Source organism: Burkholderia sp. AU18528, from assembly GCF_002223215.2.
Classification (GTDB): domain Bacteria; phylum Pseudomonadota; class Gammaproteobacteria; order Burkholderiales; family Burkholderiaceae; genus Burkholderia; species Burkholderia semiarida.
Window position 1 is genome coordinate 1,300,772 of the sequence record NZ_NKFC02000004.1, and the last position, 19,245, is coordinate 1,320,016.

At 65.0% G+C, this 19,245-nt stretch carries 17 protein-coding genes; 3 read left to right on the forward strand and 14 right to left on the reverse strand.

What is annotated here, in order from left to right; all coding sequences use genetic code 11:
- Positions 1-21: 21 nt before the first annotated feature.
- The 12 genes from CFB52_RS08765 to CFB52_RS08820 form a co-directional block, all read right to left on the reverse strand.
- Complete coding sequence (locus CFB52_RS08765; RefSeq protein WP_059583403.1) at positions 22-1,665, reverse strand: ABC transporter ATP-binding protein; 1,644 nt, start codon at positions 1,663-1,665, stop codon at positions 22-24.
- The gene (locus CFB52_RS08770; RefSeq protein ID WP_059645838.1) at positions 1,662-2,777 is read right to left on the reverse strand and encodes an ABC transporter permease; all 1,116 of its coding nucleotides are present in this window, start codon (positions 2,775-2,777) and stop codon (positions 1,662-1,664) included. The genes CFB52_RS08765 and CFB52_RS08770 overlap by 4 nt, the downstream gene beginning before the upstream one ends.
- Positions 2,731-3,783 carry a microcin C ABC transporter permease YejB gene (locus CFB52_RS08775; protein WP_059645841.1) on the reverse strand — a complete coding sequence of 351 codons (1,053 nt, stop codon included), beginning with the start codon at positions 3,781-3,783 and terminating at the stop codon, positions 2,731-2,733. Before CFB52_RS08775 ends, CFB52_RS08770 begins: the two co-directional genes overlap by 47 nt.
- Before the next feature lie 13 nt (positions 3,784-3,796).
- Positions 3,797-5,677, reverse strand: a complete 1,881-nt coding sequence (locus tag CFB52_RS08780) for an extracellular solute-binding protein (protein ID WP_099316425.1) — start codon at positions 5,675-5,677, stop codon at positions 3,797-3,799.
- Positions 5,678-5,917: 240 nt separating this feature from the next.
- Positions 5,918-8,743, reverse strand: a complete 2,826-nt coding sequence (locus CFB52_RS08785) for a TonB-dependent receptor (RefSeq protein WP_099316426.1) — start codon at positions 8,741-8,743, stop codon at positions 5,918-5,920.
- A gap of 255 nt (positions 8,744-8,998) precedes the next feature.
- On the reverse strand, positions 8,999-9,574 hold the full coding sequence (locus CFB52_RS08790; RefSeq protein ID WP_099316427.1) for a helix-turn-helix domain-containing protein: 576 nt from the start codon (positions 9,572-9,574) through the stop codon (positions 8,999-9,001).
- 251 nt (positions 9,575-9,825) lie between these two features.
- Complete coding sequence (locus tag CFB52_RS08795; RefSeq protein WP_099316428.1) at positions 9,826-11,016, reverse strand: tetratricopeptide repeat protein; 1,191 nt, start codon at positions 11,014-11,016, stop codon at positions 9,826-9,828.
- Positions 11,017-11,032: 16 nt separating this feature from the next.
- Positions 11,033-11,464, reverse strand: a complete 432-nt coding sequence (locus tag CFB52_RS08800) for a biopolymer transporter ExbD (protein ID WP_099316638.1) — start codon at positions 11,462-11,464, stop codon at positions 11,033-11,035.
- An 81-nt stretch (positions 11,465-11,545) separates the two neighbouring features.
- Positions 11,546-11,968, reverse strand: coding sequence for a biopolymer transporter ExbD (locus CFB52_RS08805; protein WP_059645854.1), 423 nt, complete (start codon positions 11,966-11,968; stop codon positions 11,546-11,548).
- A 20-nt stretch (positions 11,969-11,988) separates the two neighbouring features.
- A complete protein-coding gene (locus CFB52_RS08810; protein WP_099316429.1) occupies positions 11,989-12,894 on the reverse strand; it encodes a MotA/TolQ/ExbB proton channel family protein in 906 nt (301 codons plus the stop codon).
- An 86-nt stretch (positions 12,895-12,980) separates the two neighbouring features.
- A complete protein-coding gene (locus CFB52_RS08815; RefSeq protein WP_059583418.1) occupies positions 12,981-13,682 on the reverse strand; it encodes an energy transducer TonB in 702 nt (233 codons plus the stop codon).
- A gap of 859 nt (positions 13,683-14,541) precedes the next feature.
- On the reverse strand, positions 14,542-15,030 hold the full coding sequence (locus CFB52_RS08820; RefSeq protein WP_060318656.1) for an aminoacyl-tRNA deacylase: 489 nt from the start codon (positions 15,028-15,030) through the stop codon (positions 14,542-14,544).
- 447 nt (positions 15,031-15,477) lie between these two features.
- On the opposite strand from CFB52_RS08820, the gene CFB52_RS08825 reads away from it, so the two are divergent.
- The gene (locus CFB52_RS08825; RefSeq protein ID WP_059583421.1) at positions 15,478-15,771 is read left to right on the forward strand and encodes a YciI-like protein; all 294 of its coding nucleotides are present in this window, start codon (positions 15,478-15,480) and stop codon (positions 15,769-15,771) included.
- A gap of 7 nt (positions 15,772-15,778) precedes the next feature.
- On the opposite strand, the gene corA is transcribed toward CFB52_RS08825, so the two are convergent.
- Complete coding sequence (gene corA, locus CFB52_RS08830) at positions 15,779-16,756, reverse strand: magnesium/cobalt transporter CorA (protein ID WP_059583422.1); 978 nt, start codon at positions 16,754-16,756, stop codon at positions 15,779-15,781.
- A gap of 199 nt (positions 16,757-16,955) precedes the next feature.
- On the opposite strand from corA, the gene cydX reads away from it, so the two are divergent.
- Together cydX and CFB52_RS08840 are read left to right on the forward strand one after the other, a co-directional pair.
- Positions 16,956-17,090 (forward strand): cytochrome bd-I oxidase subunit CydX, encoded by a 135-nt coding sequence (cydX, locus tag CFB52_RS08835; RefSeq protein ID WP_027810184.1) that lies wholly within the window; start codon positions 16,956-16,958, stop codon positions 17,088-17,090.
- The gene (locus CFB52_RS08840) at positions 17,087-17,704 is read left to right on the forward strand and encodes an ATP-binding protein (protein ID WP_099316430.1); all 618 of its coding nucleotides are present in this window, start codon (positions 17,087-17,089) and stop codon (positions 17,702-17,704) included. Before cydX ends, CFB52_RS08840 begins: the two co-directional genes overlap by 4 nt.
- A gap of 131 nt (positions 17,705-17,835) precedes the next feature.
- Here the strand turns inward: CFB52_RS08840 and CFB52_RS08845 are convergent, their stop codons facing one another.
- On the reverse strand, positions 17,836-18,936 hold the full coding sequence (locus CFB52_RS08845; RefSeq protein WP_059583425.1) for a saccharopine dehydrogenase family protein: 1,101 nt from the start codon (positions 18,934-18,936) through the stop codon (positions 17,836-17,838).
- Positions 18,937-19,245 lie beyond the last annotated feature (309 nt).

Genomic DNA, 19,245 nt, shown 5'->3' on the forward strand with positions numbered 1-19,245 from the left:
GCGCGCCGCGCCCGCTTCACGTCAATCATCCGCGTCCCCTTCCCGCTGCCGCGGCCCCGGTTCCGGCGCGAGCATCGACGACGCGAGCAGCGCCTGCGTATACGGGTGGGACGGCGCGTGCAACACGTCAAGCGTATCGCCCTCCTCGACCACGCGCCCCGCCTTCATCACGATGACCCGATGAGCCATCGCACGCATCACCGCGAGATCGTGCGTGATGAACAGATAGCTCAGTTCATACTTCTTTTGCAGATTCGTCAGCAGATTCAGCACCTGCTTCTGGATCGACACGTCGAGTGCGCTCGTCGGCTCGTCCAGCACCAGCAACTCAGGCTCCACCGCCAGCGCGCGCGCGATCGCGATGCGCTGGCGCTGGCCGCCGGAAAATTCGTGTGGATAGCGAAGCATCGCCTCGGCCGGCAGGCCGACCTCCTGCAGCAAGGCCGCGACGCGCGCGCGCCGCGCGGCGCCGGCCACCGTCGGCCGGTGCACGGCGAGCCCCTCGCCGACGATCTGCTCGACCGTCATGCGCGGCGACAGCGAGCCGAACGGATCCTGGAACACGACCTGCATGCGGCCGTACAGCGCGCGCCGGCCGCGTGTCGTGCGCAGCGACGCCAGTGGCATGCCGTCGATCTCGATGCCGCCCGACGCCGGCCGCTGCAGGCCGAGCACGGCCGCCGCCAGCGTCGATTTCCCCGACCCCGATTCGCCGACGATCCCGAGCGTCTCGCCGCGCCGCAGGCTCAGCTTCACGTCGTGCACGGCCCGGAACGCCGTCTTGCCGAACGCCGCGCGCCAACCCTTCGCCGCGATGCGGTAATCGACGGCAAGCTGCTGGACATCGAGGATCGTCCGCGCGTCGGCCGCGACCGGCTCGACCGCGCGTTGCGGCGCGCTGTCGAGCAGCCGGCGCGTGTACGCGTGCCGCGGCGCGGCGAACAGCGCGCCGGTCGTGTTCGTCTCGACGAGCACGCCCCGCTCCATCACGGCCACGCGCTGCGCGAAGCGCCGCACGAGATTCAGGTCGTGCGTGATCAGCAGCACGGCCATCCCGCGCGCGGCCGCCTCCTGCTCCTGCAGCTCGATCAGCAGGTCGACGATCTGCTGGCGCACCGTCACGTCGAGCGCCGTCGTCGGCTCGTCCGCGAGCAACAGCCGCGGCCGGCACGCGAGCGCCATCGCGATCATCGCGCGCTGCCGCTGGCCGCCCGACAACTGGTGCGGAAAACTGTCGATGCGCCGTTCCGGCTCCGGAATCCCGGTGCGCCGCAGCAGCGCGATGCCGCGCTCGCGCGCGTCGCCCGCTCGCAGCCCCTCGTGCAGCCGCAGGCTCTCGGCGATCTGCTTGCCGATCGTATACAACGGGTTGAGTGCCGTCATCGGCTCCTGGAACACCATCGCGATATCGGCGCCGCGGATGCCGCGCATCTGCTGCTCGGTCTTCGCGAGCAGATCCTCGCCGTCGAACAGCATCTGGCCCGACAGCGTCGCCTGCTGCGCGAGCCGCAGAATCGACAGCGCCGTCACGCTCTTGCCCGAGCCCGACTCGCCGACGAGCGCCACGCGCTCGCCGCGCGCGACCGCGAGGTCAAGGTCCTGCACGGCGGCTTTCGCGCCGAAGTGCGCGGAGAACTGGCGGATCTCCAACAATGGCGTCGTCATCGTTGCTCCCCGCCGAAGGCCGAGCCGCGCGCGCGCATGTCGAGCGCGTTGCGCAGCGCGTCGCCCATGAACGTGAGCAGCAGCAGCGTGACGACCAGCGCCGAGAACGCGGAAATCGAGATCCACCACGCGTCGAGGTAGTTCTTGCCTTCCTGCAGCAGCTCGCCGAGGCTCGGCGTCGGCGGCTGCACGCCGAGGCCGAGGAAGTCGAGGCTCGTCAGCGACAGGATCGCCGCGCTCATCCGGAACGGCAGGAACGTGATCACCGGCGTCAGGCTGTTCGGCAGCACGTGCCGCCACATGATCTGCCAGTTCGACAGCCCCATCGTGCGCGCGGCCTTCACGTAGTCGAGCGCGCGGTTGCGCAGGAACTCCGCGCGCACGTAGTCGGACAGCACGAGCCAGCCGAACATCGACAGCAGGATGAACAGCAGCCACAGCGACGGTTCGAAGATCGACGCGAAGATGATCAGCAGGTACAGGTCGGGCAGCGCGCTCCAGATCTCGATCAGGCGTTGCCCGACGAGATCGGTACGTCCGCCGTGGAATCCCTGCAGCGCGCCCGTCAGCACGCCGATCGCGACGCCCGAGACCGTCAGCGCGAACGCCATCAGCACCGACAGCCGAAATCCGTACAGTAGCCGCGCGAGCACGTCGCGGCCGAACTGGTCGGTGCCGAGCCAGTTGCTCGCGGACGGCGGCGCCGGGTACGGCCGCGACGCGAAATAATCGATCGTGTCGTAGCGGTAGCGGTTCGGCGGGTAGATCGCGAAGTTGCCGTGCGACTCGATCTTCGCGCGGATGTACGGATCGAGATAGTTGGTCTTCGCCGGGAAATCGCCGCCGAACTGCGTCTCCGGATAGTCCTTCACGATCGGGAAATAGAGGTGCCCGTCATAGCGCACCACGAGCGGCCGGTCGTTCGACAATCCGTCGGCCAGCAGGCTGAGTGCGAACAGCGTGGCAAAGATCACGAGGCTCCAGTAGCCGAGCCGCTGCGCGCGAAACCGCAGCCACGTGCGTCGCCACGGCGACGGCGACGCCGCGCACGCGACGGCGGCCGGATCAGTGGTCCAGGCGGCTGAACTGGATACGGGGGTCGACGAGGACATAGCAGATATCCGCGATAAGCTTGGTCAGCAGACCGATCAGGGTGAACAGGAATAGCGAGCCGAGCACGACCGGATAGTCGCGGCGGATCACCGAGTCGTACGACAGTTGCCCCATCCCGTCGAGCGAGAACAGCGTCTCGATCAGCAGGTTGCCGTTCAGGAACGCGCCGACGAATGCCGCCGGCAGCCCGGTGAGCAGCGGAATCGCCGCATTGCGCAGCACGTGCTTCCACAACACGTCGCGCTCCGGCGCGCCCTTCGCGCGCGCGGTCAGCACGTATTGCCGGCCGATTTCCTCGAGGAACGTGTTCTTCGTGAGAATCGTGACGATCGCGAAATTGCCGACGACCGACGCGGTGACCGGCATCGCGATGTGCCACAGATAGTCGAGGATCTGGCCGATCAGCGTCAGGTCGTCGAAGTTGTCCGACGTGAGCCCGCGCATCGGGAACACCTGCCAGAACGTGCCGCCGCCGAACAGCATCAGCAGCAGCACGCCGAGCACGAAGCCCGGCACGGCGTAGCCGGTCAGCACCAGCACGCTCGTCACGGTGTCGAACCGCGAGCCGTTGCGCACCGCCTTCGCGATGCCGAGCGGCACCGACACGAGATACGTGAGAATCACCGTCCACAGCCCGAGCGTGATCGACACCGGCAACTTCGAGCGGATCACCGCCCATACGCTGCGGTGCGCGAAATAGGATTGCCCGAGGTCGAACGTCGCGTAGCTTTTCAGCATCAGCGCGTAGCGTTCGAGCGGCGGCTTGTCGAAACCGAACTGCTTGCGGATCTGCTCGATCTGCTGCGGATCGACGCCCTGGCTGCCGTGGTAGCCGCCCCCGCCTCCGCCCGCGTCGCCTCCACGCGCGCTGCCGTGGCGCAACTGCGCGAGCACCTGCTCGACCGGGCCGCCCGGCACGAACTGCGTGACCGCGAACGTGATCGTCACCACCCCGATCAGCGTCGGAATCATCAGCAGCAGCCGCCTCACTATGTATGCCAGCATCGTTGCTCCCCCGTCAGGCCGCCGGAGCGGGTTGTGGTCGTGCGGCCGGCTTCTTCACGTACCAGTAGTCGACGATCCAGTCCTCGTACTGATAGGAAGCCGGCACGACCGCCGGATGGCCGAGCGTCGTCTTGTATGCGATCCGCGCGTTCGGCAGGTAGTACTGCGGGACCAGCACGTACAGGTTGATCAGCACGCGGTCGAGGGCGTGCGTGGCCGTCTCGAGATCGTCGAGCGTATCTGCCGTGAGCGCCGCGCGGATCAGCGCGTCGACGGCCTTCGACTTCACGCCCGGATAGTTCTCCGAGCCGGGCTGCGAGGCGGCCGCGCTGCCGAAGCGGCGCGTCAGCTCCGCGCCGGGGATCGTCACGGGCGAGTAGATATACGTCGTCATGTCGTACTCGAAATTGTCGAGCCGCTTCTGGTGGAGCGCGCTGTCGATCTCGTGCAGGTACGCATGAATGCCGAGCGTCGCGAGCGCCTGCGTGTACGGCAGGATCAGACGATCCATGCCGGGCTCGTCGTCGATGATCTCGATCGTCATCGGCGTGCCGTTCGCGTCGCGCAGCGCGCCGTCGCGATAGTGCCAGCCGGCCTGCGCGAGCAGGTCGCGCGCTTGCCGGAGGTTCGCGCGCAGCGAGCCGGGCGGCAGCGTCGACGGCTGTTTGACCATCGGGCCGAACACCTCCGGCGGCAACGTCGACCGGAACGGCTCCAGCAATGCGAGTTCCTTCGCGCTCGGCATGCCGGATGCCGCGAACGGGCTCGCCTCCCAGAAGCTGTTGGTGCGGCGATACTGCCCGTAGAACATCATCCGGCTCATCCAGTCGAAGTCGAATGCCAGCGCGAGCGCATGCCGCACGCGTACGTCCTGGAACATCGGCTTGCGCAGGTTCATCAGGAAACCCTGCATCTGCGCGGGGCCATCCGGGAATTCACCCTTCTTCAGCAGCCCGTTGCGGAAATTCTTGCCGACGTACTTGCGCGCCCACTGCGTCGAGCTGTACTCCACCCGCGCGTCCACGTCGCCGGCCTTGAACGCCTCGAGCGCCGTGTACTGGTCGAGGTACAGCTTGAAGGACACGCGTGCGAAGCGGAACATCCCGCGCCGCGACGGCAGGTTCGCGGCCCAGTAGTGCGGGTTGCGCACGTACGTGATCTGCTTGTCGTTCCTGCGCTGCTCGATCAGGTACGCGCCGCTCGCGATCGGCGGCACGTTCGCGATCTGGTCGAACGCCGGCCGCGTACCGTCCGCGCGCTGCCCCCACTTCGGCGAGAACACCGGCAGGTCGCCCGCGATCAGCGCCGCGTCGCGCTCCGCGTGCTGGAATTCGAAGCGGATCGCGTGCCGGTCGACCACCACCGCGCGCTTGATGATGGAGAACTGCGCGTTGTAGATCGGCGACGCCTGCGGGCTCGTCAGCGTGTCGAACGAATACTTGACGTCCGCCGCGGTGATCGCGTCGCCGTTCGAGAAGCGCGCGGCCGGATTGATGTGGAACGTGGCCGACAGCCCGTCGGGCGCCACCTCGACATCGTCGGCGATCAGCGCGTATTCGGACGCGAGCTCGTCCCAGCTGCGCTGCATCAGCGTGTCGAACATCAGGTTCTTGATGTCCGGCGCGGGCGAGCCGCGCACGAGGAACGGGTTCAGCGAGTCGTAGCTCTGCGCTGTGTCGTAGTTTTCGAAATTGAGCGTGCCGGTGTCCGGCGCGTCGGGATCGGCATAATCGAAATGCGCGAAATTGGTCGGGTACTTCGGCTGATCGTATTGCGCAATCGCCGACACCGCGAGCGCCGCACGTGGCATGGCGCTACCCGACACGAGCAGCACGACGCATGCGAACAGCGCCGCGCGCGGCACGCCTGTCCATTGCCATTTCAACAGTTTCATGGTCGGTCTGTCCGAAAGCGCGCGGGCGTGATGCCTGCGCGCGGTAGATGCCGGTGCAGGATGCCGCGTGCCACCTGCATCCCACTGGTTGTTCGTGCTGAAAACGCGCCTGCGAACTGCATCGCCGCACGTCCCGGTTGCAGGCCGTCGTGGCGCCAGGCGAAAAAGGGCCGCTCCAAAAAATGGGGAGGTGGACGTGGAGCGGCCGGTCTAAAGCCCATCCGTGCATCGCAATCGGCATCAGAACTTGTAGGTCGCGCCAACCTGCGCGAATCGACCGACATACGTGTACAGCGACGTGTCGTAGCCCGTCTGGTAGCTCGCGTTCATGAAAACCGGGTCGAACGGCGGCGCACGATTGAAGATGTTGTCGATGCCCGCGTAGATCGTCCAATGCTTGAAGCCGGTGTAGCTGACCATCAGGTTGAACTGGCTGTACGACGCCACGCTGTCCTGCATGTTCGGATATTGGCCCGGCGACAGGATGGCCTGGCTGTACGGTCCCGTGAACATCCACGTCAACGTCGCGTTCCATTGGTTGTGGTAGTTCCAGTTCAGACTCGTGTTGCCCTTCCAGCGCGGGAAGCTGCCGCCGAACGGCTCGTTCAGCGAACCGTTGTTGCCCGCGAAGTCGGTCGTCTCGCCGCCCACCGGCATCTTGAAGTGCCACACGTAGGCCCAGTCGCCCGACAGCGTGAAAGTACCGATCTTGGTCGACACCGATTGGCGGAAGGTGGTCTCGAAGCCGTCCGTATCGAGCGACGACAGGTTCATGTACGGCAGCACGACATACGCGATCGAACCATTCGGATTACGGATCACCTTCGACGGATCGTTCTGGTCCACCACCGTCTGGATATCTTCCGTGCCGATCACGTTGTCGATGTGGATCTTGTACCAGTCGAAGCCGAAATCGGTATTGCGGGTGGGCGACAGCTGGAAGCCGATGTTGTAGTTCTTGGTCCGCTCCGGCTGCAGCTTGCTGTTACCGGCCTGCACTTCCTCGACGAGGTTGTATGCGTTCGGATTGTTAGGATCGTTCGAATCGACCGCGCCCTGCGCGCCGTAGGTCCTCGACGAGGTGTTTTCGATCAGCGTCGGCGCGCGGAAGCCACGGTTGTACGAACCGTACATCGTCAGCTCGCGGATTGGCTGGAAGCGCAACGCGAAGCGCGGCGAGAACGCGCCACCGAAGTCGCTGTAGTGGTCGTAGCGCCCCGACTGGCTGAACGTCAGGTTCTTCAGGATGGGAATGTCGATCTGGTAGTAGACCGCCGCGACGTTGCGCTCGCCGTTGACCGATTGCAGCGACGGCTGGATGAGCGTGCCGTTCGCGTAGTCCGCGCCCGTCCCGATGTATTGGCTCTGGTGCGTGAATTGCGTACCGAGACCCAGGCCGACGTTACCCGTGGGCAACGTGAACAGGTTCGGCGTCGACAGCGTCGCATCGACGGCGTCGAGCTTCGTGATGGCCTGCGTCGACGTGCTTCCGTACAGCCCGTTCAACCCGTTCGGTGTCGACGATGGATTCGCGAAGTTGAATACGCCGTTCTGGACGATATTTTCGAGCGCGGCCGCGTTGATCAGGTTCGAATAGTTGTTCGACACCGTGTTCTGCGAATGCGTGTAGGACGCCGTCCAGTCCCAGTCACCCACGCGCGGCGTGCTGAACGATCCTTTCACACCCGTCGCGGCACGCCAGAAGTTGGAGCTCGTATGCACGGCCTGCGTGGCCGGGAATGTATAGACCAGCTTGGCCGGCACGCCAAACGGGTTATACGGGTTGCTGCCCGGCACGAGGTTCGAAATCGGGTTGAGACCGCCCGTCGCCGGATCATAGGTCTGCGTGCTGTTGCCGAGGCGGCCGACGAAGTTGTTCGTGACCGTCGTATTGTTGCTTTCCCAGAGATCGGCGAACGCCTGCATCGCGTCGCTGATCTTGAAGTCGGCGTGCACCTTCGCGCTCAGGCGTTCAGTCCACGGTGACAGCGACGATGCGTACGCGGTGTTGTTTGCGCAGACCGTGCCGGGACCGTTGACCTGCGCGACGGAGGTGCCCGGCACGGCCTGACCGCCGTTCGGACACGGGCTCAGCGGCACCTTCGCGCCGGTGGCCGGATTGCGCCAGTACGACACGCTCTGGTTCGACAGGCCGCCCGGGAAATTGGAGAAATCCTGGTTCTGCGTCATGTCGCGATCGGCGATCGAGATGCCGTTCGACTTGTAGTAGCTGAGCGCCGCCGTCACGTTGAAGCGGTCGGCGTTCAGGTCGCCGAAGCCGCCGAGGATGCTGAACTTCGTCGTGCCCTGGCCGCCTTCACCGTTCGTCGCACCGCCGTAGCTGCCTCCCAGCTCGAGACCCTGGAAGTTTTTCTTCGTGATGATGTTCACCACGCCCGCGATTGCGTCGGAACCATACTGAGACACCGCGCCTGTCTTGACGATTTCGATTCGGTCGATGATGTTCAGCGGCAGCGTGTTCAGGTCGAAGAACTGATCGCTGCCGTTCACCGCGAACGCATACGGTGACACCCGCATGCCGTCGATCAGCACCAGCGTGTACTTCTCGCTGAGGCCGCGCAATGCGATGCCTGCGCCGCCCGGCGCGAAGCTGTTCGTCGTCCCTTCGCTCCAGCTGCTTGCCGAATTCGCCGAGGTGCTGCGCAGGTAGTCCGCGACGCTGGTGTGGCCGCTGTTCTCGATGTCCTTGCTCGTGATGGTCTGAACCTGGTTGAAGCCGACCTTGTCGGCCTGCCGGATCAGCGAACCCGTCACTTCGAACCGCTTGATCTGCGCGACCTTCCCCTGTCCGTTCGCGCCGGGAGCGGCAGGCGTCGCCTCGGCTGCCGCACCGGATGCCGCTGCGCCCGTGGCGGCGACAGCGCCCGCCGTACCGTTCGCCTGCGCAACGGTCACGGGTGCGCCATTCGCGACCGCATCCGCGATCGATGCGGCGCCTGGCGCCGGCTGGCTCTGGGCAAACGCCGGCGGCACCAGCGCGGCCGTCAGCGCCAGTTCCGCCCAGACTATCCTCTTGATGGCCAACGCCAACACTCTCTGCTTCATCTCGTTCCCTCTCGCTCGTAGTAAGACCCCACCTGCTGTACGCCGGAACCTTGTGAATTCCTTGCGCGTCCTGGGCGCCCGTGTAACGGAACCCGCAATAGCCACCCTTCCGACCGCCACGACTCGAACGGATCGGCCTGGCACCCGTTCCGCCCGGCATCACCGTTTCTTTATATTTACTTCGTCATGCTTACTACATGTCATGATGGCACTTCCTGCTGCTTCCGGTTCGACATGCGGTGCCTGCCGCCTCCGCTAGAACAGCCTCGGCGTGCCGACCCAGACGATCACCGCTTCTTCGTCGGCCGTGTTGCGCCATGCATGCGGCATCGTCGATTCGTAGTGCGCGGTATCGCCCGCATTCAGCGTGAACGTGCAATCCTCGAGCGTCAGCGCGACCTGCCCGCGCATCACATAGACGAATTCCTCGCCCGCATGCGTCGTTATCTCGGACGGCGACTGCCCCGCCGGCATCCTGACGAGAATCGCGTCGAGCTTGCGGCCATCCACCAGGTTCGTCAGTCTGGCGAACAGGCTGGCCGAGTTCGCGAACTGGAAGTACTGCAGCGCGTTCCCGCGGCACACCGAACGCGCTTCCGTCGGCGTGTCGATGAAGTACTGCATCGTGACGCCCAGCGCGTGCGCGATCCGGACCAGCGACGTGATCGACGGCGTCGCGCGCCCACGCTCGACCTGAGACAGAAACGGCTTCGAAATACCCGCGATCCCGGCCGTCTCGTCAAGCGTGAGCTTCAGGCGCTGGCGCAGCGCCCGGATCTTGCGGCCCAGCGATACGGCGACCAGAACCGACTCATCAGGGGGCACAGTCATGGAAGTGCGGAGCCTCGCAGTCGAAACCGGTTTGATGTCGGCCATCCGTGGCCGATGCGATGACGCGGCCGACGCGGCGCGGCACCGTCGCCGCGCGCCCGCGAGTGTTTCGCCTATTTCATTCGTGTTACTAATTAATAACATTTCCCCTGTCTCTCTTCATGTCCGAACGTCAAGGACTTGTACTTCCATCGCGCCACGCTGCTCGTCGATTGCGTGCGCGTCGCATGCCGTCGCGGCTTTGCGTTGCGCTACCGGGACGCCACCGCCGTCCACAGCTTCGCCAGATCCGCCGACCCGTCGTTACCCTTCACCGTGCGCAGCACCTGGACCGCATGCGCCTTCTGGCCGGCCACGTAGTACGCCTCGCCGAGCCGCAGCCGCGCGGCATCGGGATGCTCGAGTCCGCCTTTCGCGATCACCTGCTCCATCATCGACAGCCCCTGCGCCGCATGGCCCGCGAACACCAGATTCATGCCGGCATCGATCGGCGCCACCGGGTTGGCGGCGTCCGCACCCGACTGCGCACGCTTGGCAGCCAGCGCCTGCAGCCGTTTCTCGCGCTCCGCCTGTGCATCCTTGCCCAGCACGCCGGACGCGAATCCCTGGTCGATCACCTGCCTGCCCTCGGCCGGCGTTCCCGCCACCAGCGCGAGCTGCGTCATCTCCATGTAGGCGTCGGCCGTCGTCAGCGAGCCCGTCGCCCTGCGCAACCGGTAGATGTCGAGGTCGAGCGACGACAGGTAACCGGGGCTGCCGCGAATGGCCGAGATCATGTCCTCCCAGTACGCGGGGCTCGGATGAAAAGCCACCAGCATGCCGAGCGCGTTACGATAGGCAACGGCGTCCTTGCTCTTTTGCGCACAGGTCGCCAGCATCTGCAGCTGGCCCTCGTCCGGCGCGTGGCCGGCCTTCGCCTGTGCCTCCGTGCTCGCCTTCAACTGGCTCACGACCTGGCCGCAATCGTTCGACAGGTAATACGACTGCGTGAGCAGCGTGCGCATGTCCGGATCCGTGCCGCCCGCCTTCAGGTAGCGCTGCGCGACGCGGATCGCCTGCGGATAGTTCTTCTGCTGGAAGTAGATTCCCGCGAGCGCCGCCGTCGTCCGCTGCTCGTCCGCGCCCGACAGGCGCCCCGAGTTCAGCACGGTTTCGTAGGCCTGCGCGGCCACGCCGGTATCGCCGGCCGCCATCGCCGCCGCGCCGCGCGTCGCTTCCGCCATGTAGGTTTCGTACGGCGTGCGGTTGGGCACGGCGGCCGCCTGCGCGATCTTGCCGAGCGCATCGCGATACCTGTGCGCGCGATACAGGTCCTGCGCCGCGGCCAGCGGCTTCGCCACGTCGGGCCGCAACGCATCGGCCGCCCACGCCGGCCGGCCGAGCACGCAGGCCGCACCGAGCGCCGTCAGCGCCATCATCCGTTTCCATCGTCGCTGGTTCATCGGTCCGCCTGTCCCGTCATTGCATGAACTGCTCGTTTCCGATCAGGCCGATCTTCGTCGCGCCCACGCGCTGCGCGGACGCCAGTACGGCCGCCACGTCCTTGTACGGCGCCAGCTTGTTCGCCCGCAGATGGATCTCCGCCTGCACGGGCTCGTGCGCGACCGCCGTCAGCTTCGCCTCGAGTGCCGCGCGGTCCGGCACCGGCGCGCCGTTCCACGTCGTCGTACCGTCGAAGTCAATGTCGATCTGCACCACTTCCGGCGGCGTGGCGGGCGGCGGCGGGTTGCCCACCGGCAGGTCCATCTTCACCGAATGCATCTGGATCGGGATCGTGATGATCAGCATGATCAGCAGCACCAGCATCACGTCGATCAGCGGCGTGGTGTTGATGTCGACCATCACGTCCGGCTCGCCGCCGCTCCCGCCCGAAGGCACGTTCATTCCCATCGTCTGCTCCTGTCGATGCCTGATCTGATCCCATGCGTCGTCGTCAATCGGAATCGGCGCGTATGCCGTTCCCATGCAAGGCTAACCACCCCGCGCCGGCGGTTCCGTAATGAACGACACCTTCGCGATACCCGCTCGCTCGCACATCGTGACGACCCGGCCGATGAACTCGTAGCGCGTGTTCTGGTCGCCCCGTACGTGCACGCTCGGCTGCGGCTGCTGCTGCGACACACCCTTCAGCTTCGCGAGCAACGCCGACGCATCCACCCGTTGTTCGCCCCAGAAGAAATCGCCGTCGCGATTCACCGCGATCTCGACGCTCTTCGGCGTGGTCTGCAGCGGCTGCACGACCTCCTTCGGCAACTGCAGCTGGATCGTGTGCGTGACGACCGGAATCGTGATCAGGAAGATGATCAGCAACACCAGCATCACGTCGACGAGCGGCGTCGTGTTGATGTTCGCGATCACCTCGTCGCTTTCGTCCTGCCCGACGTTCATGCCCATCGCGCGCCTCCGTCAGCCGGTCAGTTCACGAGCGACGCGGCGGGCGACGGCGCGCGCACCGCGCGCTTGCTCCCGGCCAGCAGCACGGTATGCAGCTGGGCGCCGAAGTTGCGGACGCGTTCCATCACCGACTTGTTGCGCCGGACGAGGAAGTTGTAGCCAAGTACGGCAGGTACCGCGACCGCCAGGCCGATCGCCGTCATGATCAGCGCCTCGCCCACCGGGCCCGCGACCTTGTCGATCGACGCCTGGCCCGCGATCCCGATCGCCGTCAGCGCGTGATAGATCCCCCAGACCGTGCCGAACAGCCCGACGAACGGCGCGGTCGAACCGACCGTCGCCAGGAACGCGAGCCCGTCCTGCAGGCGGTTCGACACGTTCGTGATCGAGCGCTCGACGGACACGTCGATCCACGTGTTGCGGTCCACGGCTTCGAGCAGCGCCTCGTCGTGATGCTCGCCCGCCTCGATCGCCGTTTCGGCGATGAAGCGGAACGGCGACGCCTCGTCGAGCAGCTTCGCGCCCTCGGCCAGCGACGGCGCGCTCCAGAGCTGCGCGTCCGCGATTTTCGCGCGGCGGTTTGCCCGCAATTGCTCGACGAACTTCGTGATCATGATGTACCAGCTGCCCATCGACATGATCACGAGCAGGATCAGCACGAAGCGCGCGACGAAGTCGCCGTTCTTCCAGAGCGCGCCGAGCCCGTACGGATTCTCGATCGCTTCGGTCGTAGCAGGCGCCGGTGGCGGGGCCGGCTCGGCCGCGGAAGGCGCCTGCGTGGGCGCCGCGGCCTGTTGCGACGCGTCGGATGCCGCCGCGGATCCGCTCGCCTGCGCGTAGGCGGGCTGCGGTGCAACGAGCCCGTCGATTGCAGCGACGGACATCAACAGGCTTGCCGCCAGCGCGGCCAGAGAACGCTTCGTCATACCCCACTCCAATTCTTTCGTTGAACTTACGATTAAGGTTCGAGCCGGTTTTCACCGGTCCGGCTCCCGCCGGACCGCCCACTGCATCAATTCAGGTTGAACGAGAACGGCACCTGCACCCGTACCGCCTGGCCTTGCGCCACGCATTTGAACCGCTTCACGGTGTTGTAGGCCGCACGATCGAGCACGGGGTCGGCCGACTGGGCCACGCGTTCGTTCGTGATGTTCCCTTCCGCATCCACGACGAACTCGATCGTCACGTCACCCGTGATGTTGTTTTCCTGCGCTTCCTTCGGGTACTGCATCGACGCGCGAATCGTGTCCGAATTCGGGCAGACGACACCTACTTCGTGACTGACCGGTTTGGCCGCCGGCGCGGGCGGTGCGATGACCGGCGCCTGCACGGCCGGCGCGGATGGCACCGGTGCCGACTGGTGCGTGATCGTCGCCTGCGGCGGCGCCTGCACCGGTACTTCCGGCGGCGGCACGAACGGCGGTGGCGGGGGCGCGAACTTCGGCGGCGGAAGCTTGACGACCGGCATCGGCGGGGGCGGCGGCGGCTTCACCGGCTCGATGATGCGGGTTTCGATCGGATGCTGGATCACCTGCACGACTTTCGTCGCGAGGCCGTTGAGCAATGCGTAGATCAGCACTGCATGCAACAGGAGGACGACTGCGATGCCGCCGAAACGGCGCACCGGATTCTGCTGCTTCTTGCCGAATTCCCGCGGACGGCCGAGCGTGGCCAGTCCGCTGTTCGAAGCAACCAGATGCTCTTCGACTTTCATGCCCACTATCCATCCCCCCAAGCGAATCGCCCAGTTTCGCGATGATGGCCGGCGCCGGAACCAGATCGGTTCCGCCTCCGCCTCAACCCGAAATTTCATTTTCAATGCAATTAGCAATCCGAATCGAAAGCATCGATTTCGGATCCGAATTCATTCAATTTCAAGGAATCGTTTCAACCACCACGGGATAGCCGCCCTATCCGGCGTCCGCCCCGCACCAGCGCGTTCAGGCAATTGTCAGCTTCGTCGGCGCAGGCGCGTTCTCGTATGACGATTGAATCTTCGTTACACGCCGACGTCAGCCAGGCCGTTCGTCTTGGGTGCAGAAGATAGCAAGGAAAAAATTTGGGCGTCAAACTTTATTTGATACCCAAATACAAAGTTTGGAGGCCTTACTCGAATAACAAGTTAGTAAGCTTCAACAAACATTTTCCATTAATTCGGTAATTATTTTGTAGGCTATCGCACTAATTCAGTGCCTCTCACAAATAATCACCGATTTAGTGCGGCGCACTGAATTGGCGCGTCTGGAATGAGCGCCGCCGGATGCGTCTGGTTGTCTCATGCAAGGATGGAAGCCGATTGACCGTTGTCACGCGGAGCCAGGGCCCGTTGACGCGATATTCCGAGGAGTCGCCCGCCGTTTATTTGAAAAGGATTCCGAATTAAAATAAGAAAACCTTTCTACCGGCCCGGTTTAAACGATCTTCTGCATAACGAATCTATTTTCCGAAACCGGATACCGCTGCGTCAGCGTGAATTCGTTACCCGCCCCTCTGCGCGCACGGGCATCTCCACTTCACCGAGCCCGGTGGGAAAAATGCCCGCGCATGCGTCATCGATGCACGGCCGGCATCGCTCAGGACAGCATCATCCCCTGCATACGATGCGAGAAATGCGCGCGCTCGGCCGTCTCCATCAGCGCCAGGAATTCGTCCTGCATCATGTGGATCAGCGCTTCGTGGTCGCCGGCCTCGAAATAGACTTCCGGCTGCTGCGCGAGGCGTTCCTCGAGGAACGTCTTCATCCCGTACGCCATGCACACGGGCGGCAGCGCGCCCATGTCGCAATCCTTGAACAGGTCGCGCAATTCGACCTCCCGGGCGAGCACGAGATGGCGTCCCGTCTTCACCCAGAGATCCGACAGACGCACGGCGTGCGTCGTCGGCAACACGGCGGCGACGTAGCCCTCGGCGTCCTCGAGGAGCACCGTTTTCGCGAGACGATCGCCGGGAATGTGCGCGGCGGCGGCCGTCTCCATGCTCGTATGGCTATAGGGGTGGTACACGACTTCGTACCGCGATGACTTCTGGCGCAGGCAATCCTGCAGGGTGGCTGAGACCGGCATGGCGCACCTCGTCTGGGCGAATCGGGCGAACGGCGTTCGCTCCGGATTCGTTCAGCATAGGTCGCATTCCGGCCCAATGGAAACACCCCTCGCACGCCCCCCGCCCCCCGGGCCGGCGCCTATCGTTTTCACCTGCTCCCCTGCCTCGCCGGCATGCGAAATCCGGACCCGGCATAGGCCGGCGGCCGTCGTTTCCTGTAGACCAATTCCACGCGGATCAGCCGTGGACGCGAAGCGCCCGGCAATTTGCCGATGTTTGGAAGCTCGACCGTTAGTTGCGTTTTTGAGGAAACCAGCGGGATATCGGCCGGGATGCGCGGGTCATGAAGCGCGCCCGGCCAATGCCCGCCATCGCGCCGGCAAACCACGCCGCCAAGGGCTTTCCCGCTGCCCTATACTGACCTGGCCGCCCACTATCCGAGGCGGAAACCGATTCCTGGAGCGATCATGCATTACCAGTTGATCTACGAACTCGTCGACGATTACCTGTCGCGCCGCGAACCGCTTCGTGCGGAGCATCTCGCGCTCGCGCAGGCGGCAACCGAGCGCGGCGAACTCGTGCTCGCCGGTGCGCTGGCCGACCCGGCCGACCAAGCCGTGCTCGTGTTCGAAGGCGATTCGCCGGAAGCGGCCGAATCGTTCGCGCGCGCCGATCCGTACGTGCAGAACGGCCTCGTGAAATCGTGGCGCGTGCGGCCGTGGCGCGTCGTGGTCGGCAAGCACGCGCCGCGGCCGGCGTGACGCCGCCCTACAGCCACCCTGCCCGCTTGAAACGCCACCACAGCGCGAGGTCGGCGGCGGCCATCACCGCGATGCAGCCGTAGAACCCGTATTTCAGGTGCAGTTCGGGCATGTTCGCGAAGTTCATCCCGTAGATGCCGGCGATCATCGTCGGTATCGCGAACAGCGCGGCGAACGAGCCGAGCCGCTTGGTCACCTCGTTCTCCGCGAGCGAGATCATTCCGAGGTTGACCTGGATCGCCGTGACGACCATCTCGCGCCGCCCTTCGATCGTTTTCACGATCCGCTGCAAATGGTCGTACACATCGCGGAAGTAGGCCGCCATCCCGCTGCAGACTTGCGGAACACGCCCGCCGGTGAGCTTCGCGAGCGGCTCCATCAGCGGCGCCGTGTGCTGGTACAGCAGCACGAGCCGGCGTTTCAGCGAATAGAGATCCTCGATGATCGCGCGCGACGACGCCGGCGTGGCCTTCGCGAAAATGCGGTCCTCGAGTTCCTCGAGTTCGGTGCCGAGCGTTTCGAGGATCGGGAAATACCGGTCGACGACCTGGTCCATCAACGCGTAGAACACGAACGCCGACCCCTCCCGCAGCAGATGCGGCTCCCGCTCGCAACGCTTGCGCACGTCGCGGAAATCGTGCTCGGTATGGTTGCGGATCGACAGCACGTAATTCGGGCCGACGAACACGTTCAATTCGCCGACCTTGAATTCGCCGTCCTCGTCGAGTTCGACCGTATGCAGCACCGCGAACAGCGAATCGCCGTATTCCTCGATCTTCGGCCGCTGATGGCCCTTGCGCGCATCCTCGAGCGCCAGCTCGTGCAACCCGAATTCCTCGCCCATCAGGTCGATTTCCTCGGGCGTCGGATCCTTCAGCGCGACCCAGACGAAGCATTCGGGCTTCGACACGTAATCGCTAATGGCATCGATGTCGATATCGGCCAGCTTGCGGCCGTCCTGGTAAGCAGCACAGTTGATCAGCATGTTGTTCACGATATTGCGGTTTGCGCATCAGTTTACCGGTTTGCTGCACGGACGGGCCGGCTTGCACGGCACGCCGATATTGGTCATGATCGGGCTGCGTGCATCGCAGCACGCGCTCCGTGCGCTTCGACAGGCTCGTCGGGCCTGCATTGCGCACTGCACAACGGCCGCGCGGCCCAATCGTCAAGGAGACAGACCTATGTGGTATTTCTCGTGGATACTCGGCATCGGCGTGGCGCTTGGCTTCGGCATCATCAACGCGATGTGGCTGGAAGCGGAAGTGTTCTCGCGCGGCGACACGTCGGGCCAGCGGTCGGGGAGCCGGCATTCGTGACGCACCTGGCGTTCTTCTGCGGTCACGCCGGCACCGGCAAGACCACGCTTGCGAAGCGGCTCATCGGGCCGCTGATGCGCGCGACCGGCCAGGCGTTCTGCCTGCTCGACAAGGACACGCTGTACGGCCGCTACAGCGCGGCCGCGATGGGGGCGCTCACCGACGATCCGAACGACCGCGACAGTCCGCTCTACCTGAAGCACCTTCGCGATGCCGAATACCAGGGCCTGCTCGACACGGCCCGTGAAAATCTCGCGCTCGGCATCGGCGCGCTCGTCGTCGGCCCGCTATCGCGCGAAGTGCGCGACCGGCGCATCCTCGATCGCGCGTGGCTCGGCATCGCGCCGGACGTCACGCTGACGGTCGTGTGGGTCCATACGTCGGAAGACGTCGCGCACCGGCGGATCGTCGCGCGTGCGAACCCGAACGATGCGTACAAGCTCGCGCACTGGGACGAATACCGGCAGCGCCGCTTCGTGCCCACCGGCCGCGAATGCGACGGCATCGTGATGTTCGACAACACCGCGCCGTCCGACGCGGACATCGACGCGCTGCTGTACCGCATCGTGCCGCCGCCGCAGCCGGCGACGATGGTCCCGCCGCTGCCGGCCTGATCCCGCGCCCCCGGCCCTTCCGCTTCTCCCCCAAAAAACAACGCCGGAAGCGCTGCTGCGCTCCCGGCGTCGTACGGCCCTCGTGCCAGTGGCTGGCGAATCGTCTGGTAACTACCGTCGGGCAACCGCGGTCAGGCAACCGCGTGCATGCGCTCCATCGTGCCGCCGTCGTACAGCTTGCCGAAACGATTCGACAGGAACGCCTTCAGCGACACCTTCTCCTGCGGGATGAAACCGCTCTGCGGCAGCTTCTTTTCGCGGAACAGATCCAGCACCGCGCACATCGCGCCGGCCGTCGTGATCTGGATCGCGCTCATGTGCATCCCGCACACATCCTTCGCGAAGATCTTGCGCGTGAACACGTCCTGAACCAGTTGGCCGTCCTTCACGCCCGTCACCGTGACGAACACGAGCACGACGTCCTGCTTCGTCGACGGCACCGCGCGGCGCATGATCGACTTCAGCGTGTCGCGGTCGGTCGACAGGCGCAGGTCCTCGAGCAGGAACTGCACGAGTTCGCGGTGGCCCGGGTAGCGCACCGACTTGTAGTCGAGCGTCTCGACCTTGCCCGACAGCGTCTCGCACAGCGTGCCGAGGCCGCCCGACGTGTTGAACGCTTCGTATTCGGTGCCGTCGAGCGAGAAGTGTTCGAGGCCCTCGAGCGGCTGCACCCACTGCTTGCGGCCGTCGCGGATCGCTTCGCACGGCTGGCAGTATTCGTTGATCAGGCCATCGACGCTCCACGTCAGGTTGTACTTCAGCGCGTTGGTCGGATATTCGGGCAGCGCGCCGACGCGCATCTTCACGTCGCGCACTTCGCTGAAGCCGTTCACGAGTTCGTGCGCGGCGATGCCGATGAAGCCCGGCGCGAGGCCGCATTGCGGCATGAACGCGCGGTCGGAGCCGTCGGCCAGCTCGCGGATCGCATGGGTGGCGCGCACGTCTTCGGTCAGGTCGAAGTAATGAACGCCGGCCGCCTTCGCGGCCGCGGCCACGTTGACCGCGAGGTAGTAAGGCAGCGCGTTGACGAGCGCATCGAAGCCCTTCACCGCTTCGCGAATCGCGTTCGCGTCGGCCGAATCGACCCGTTGCGTCGCGATGCCTTCGCGCGACAGCTTCGCGAGCGCATCCGCGTCGCGGTCGAACGCGACGACTTCGTAGTCGCCGGTTTCGCGCAGCATGTGAGCAATGGTGTGGCCGATCAGACCTGCGCCGACGATGGCGATTTTCATGCGCTTATCTCCTGATGATGGGTTTGGTGTTGTGAACGGCGTTGAGCCAATGAACACAGTGTAGGGACGCGCAAAATCAGTTCCAAGACGAAGAATGATGCGAAACGACCGATAATTTCGACGTTATGACGATAGATTTCGTCGAAACGACCGATTCACATAAAAATCGCGCATAGCCGCTGTCGCACGCCGGCCGTTGGCGGCGGCGCATCGCGAGGATGAAGACGACGCACGCCGTCGCACCGGACGCACGAACCGCACATGCATCTGGTACGACACGCCGGTCGAAGCTGAATACGAAAGGAGATT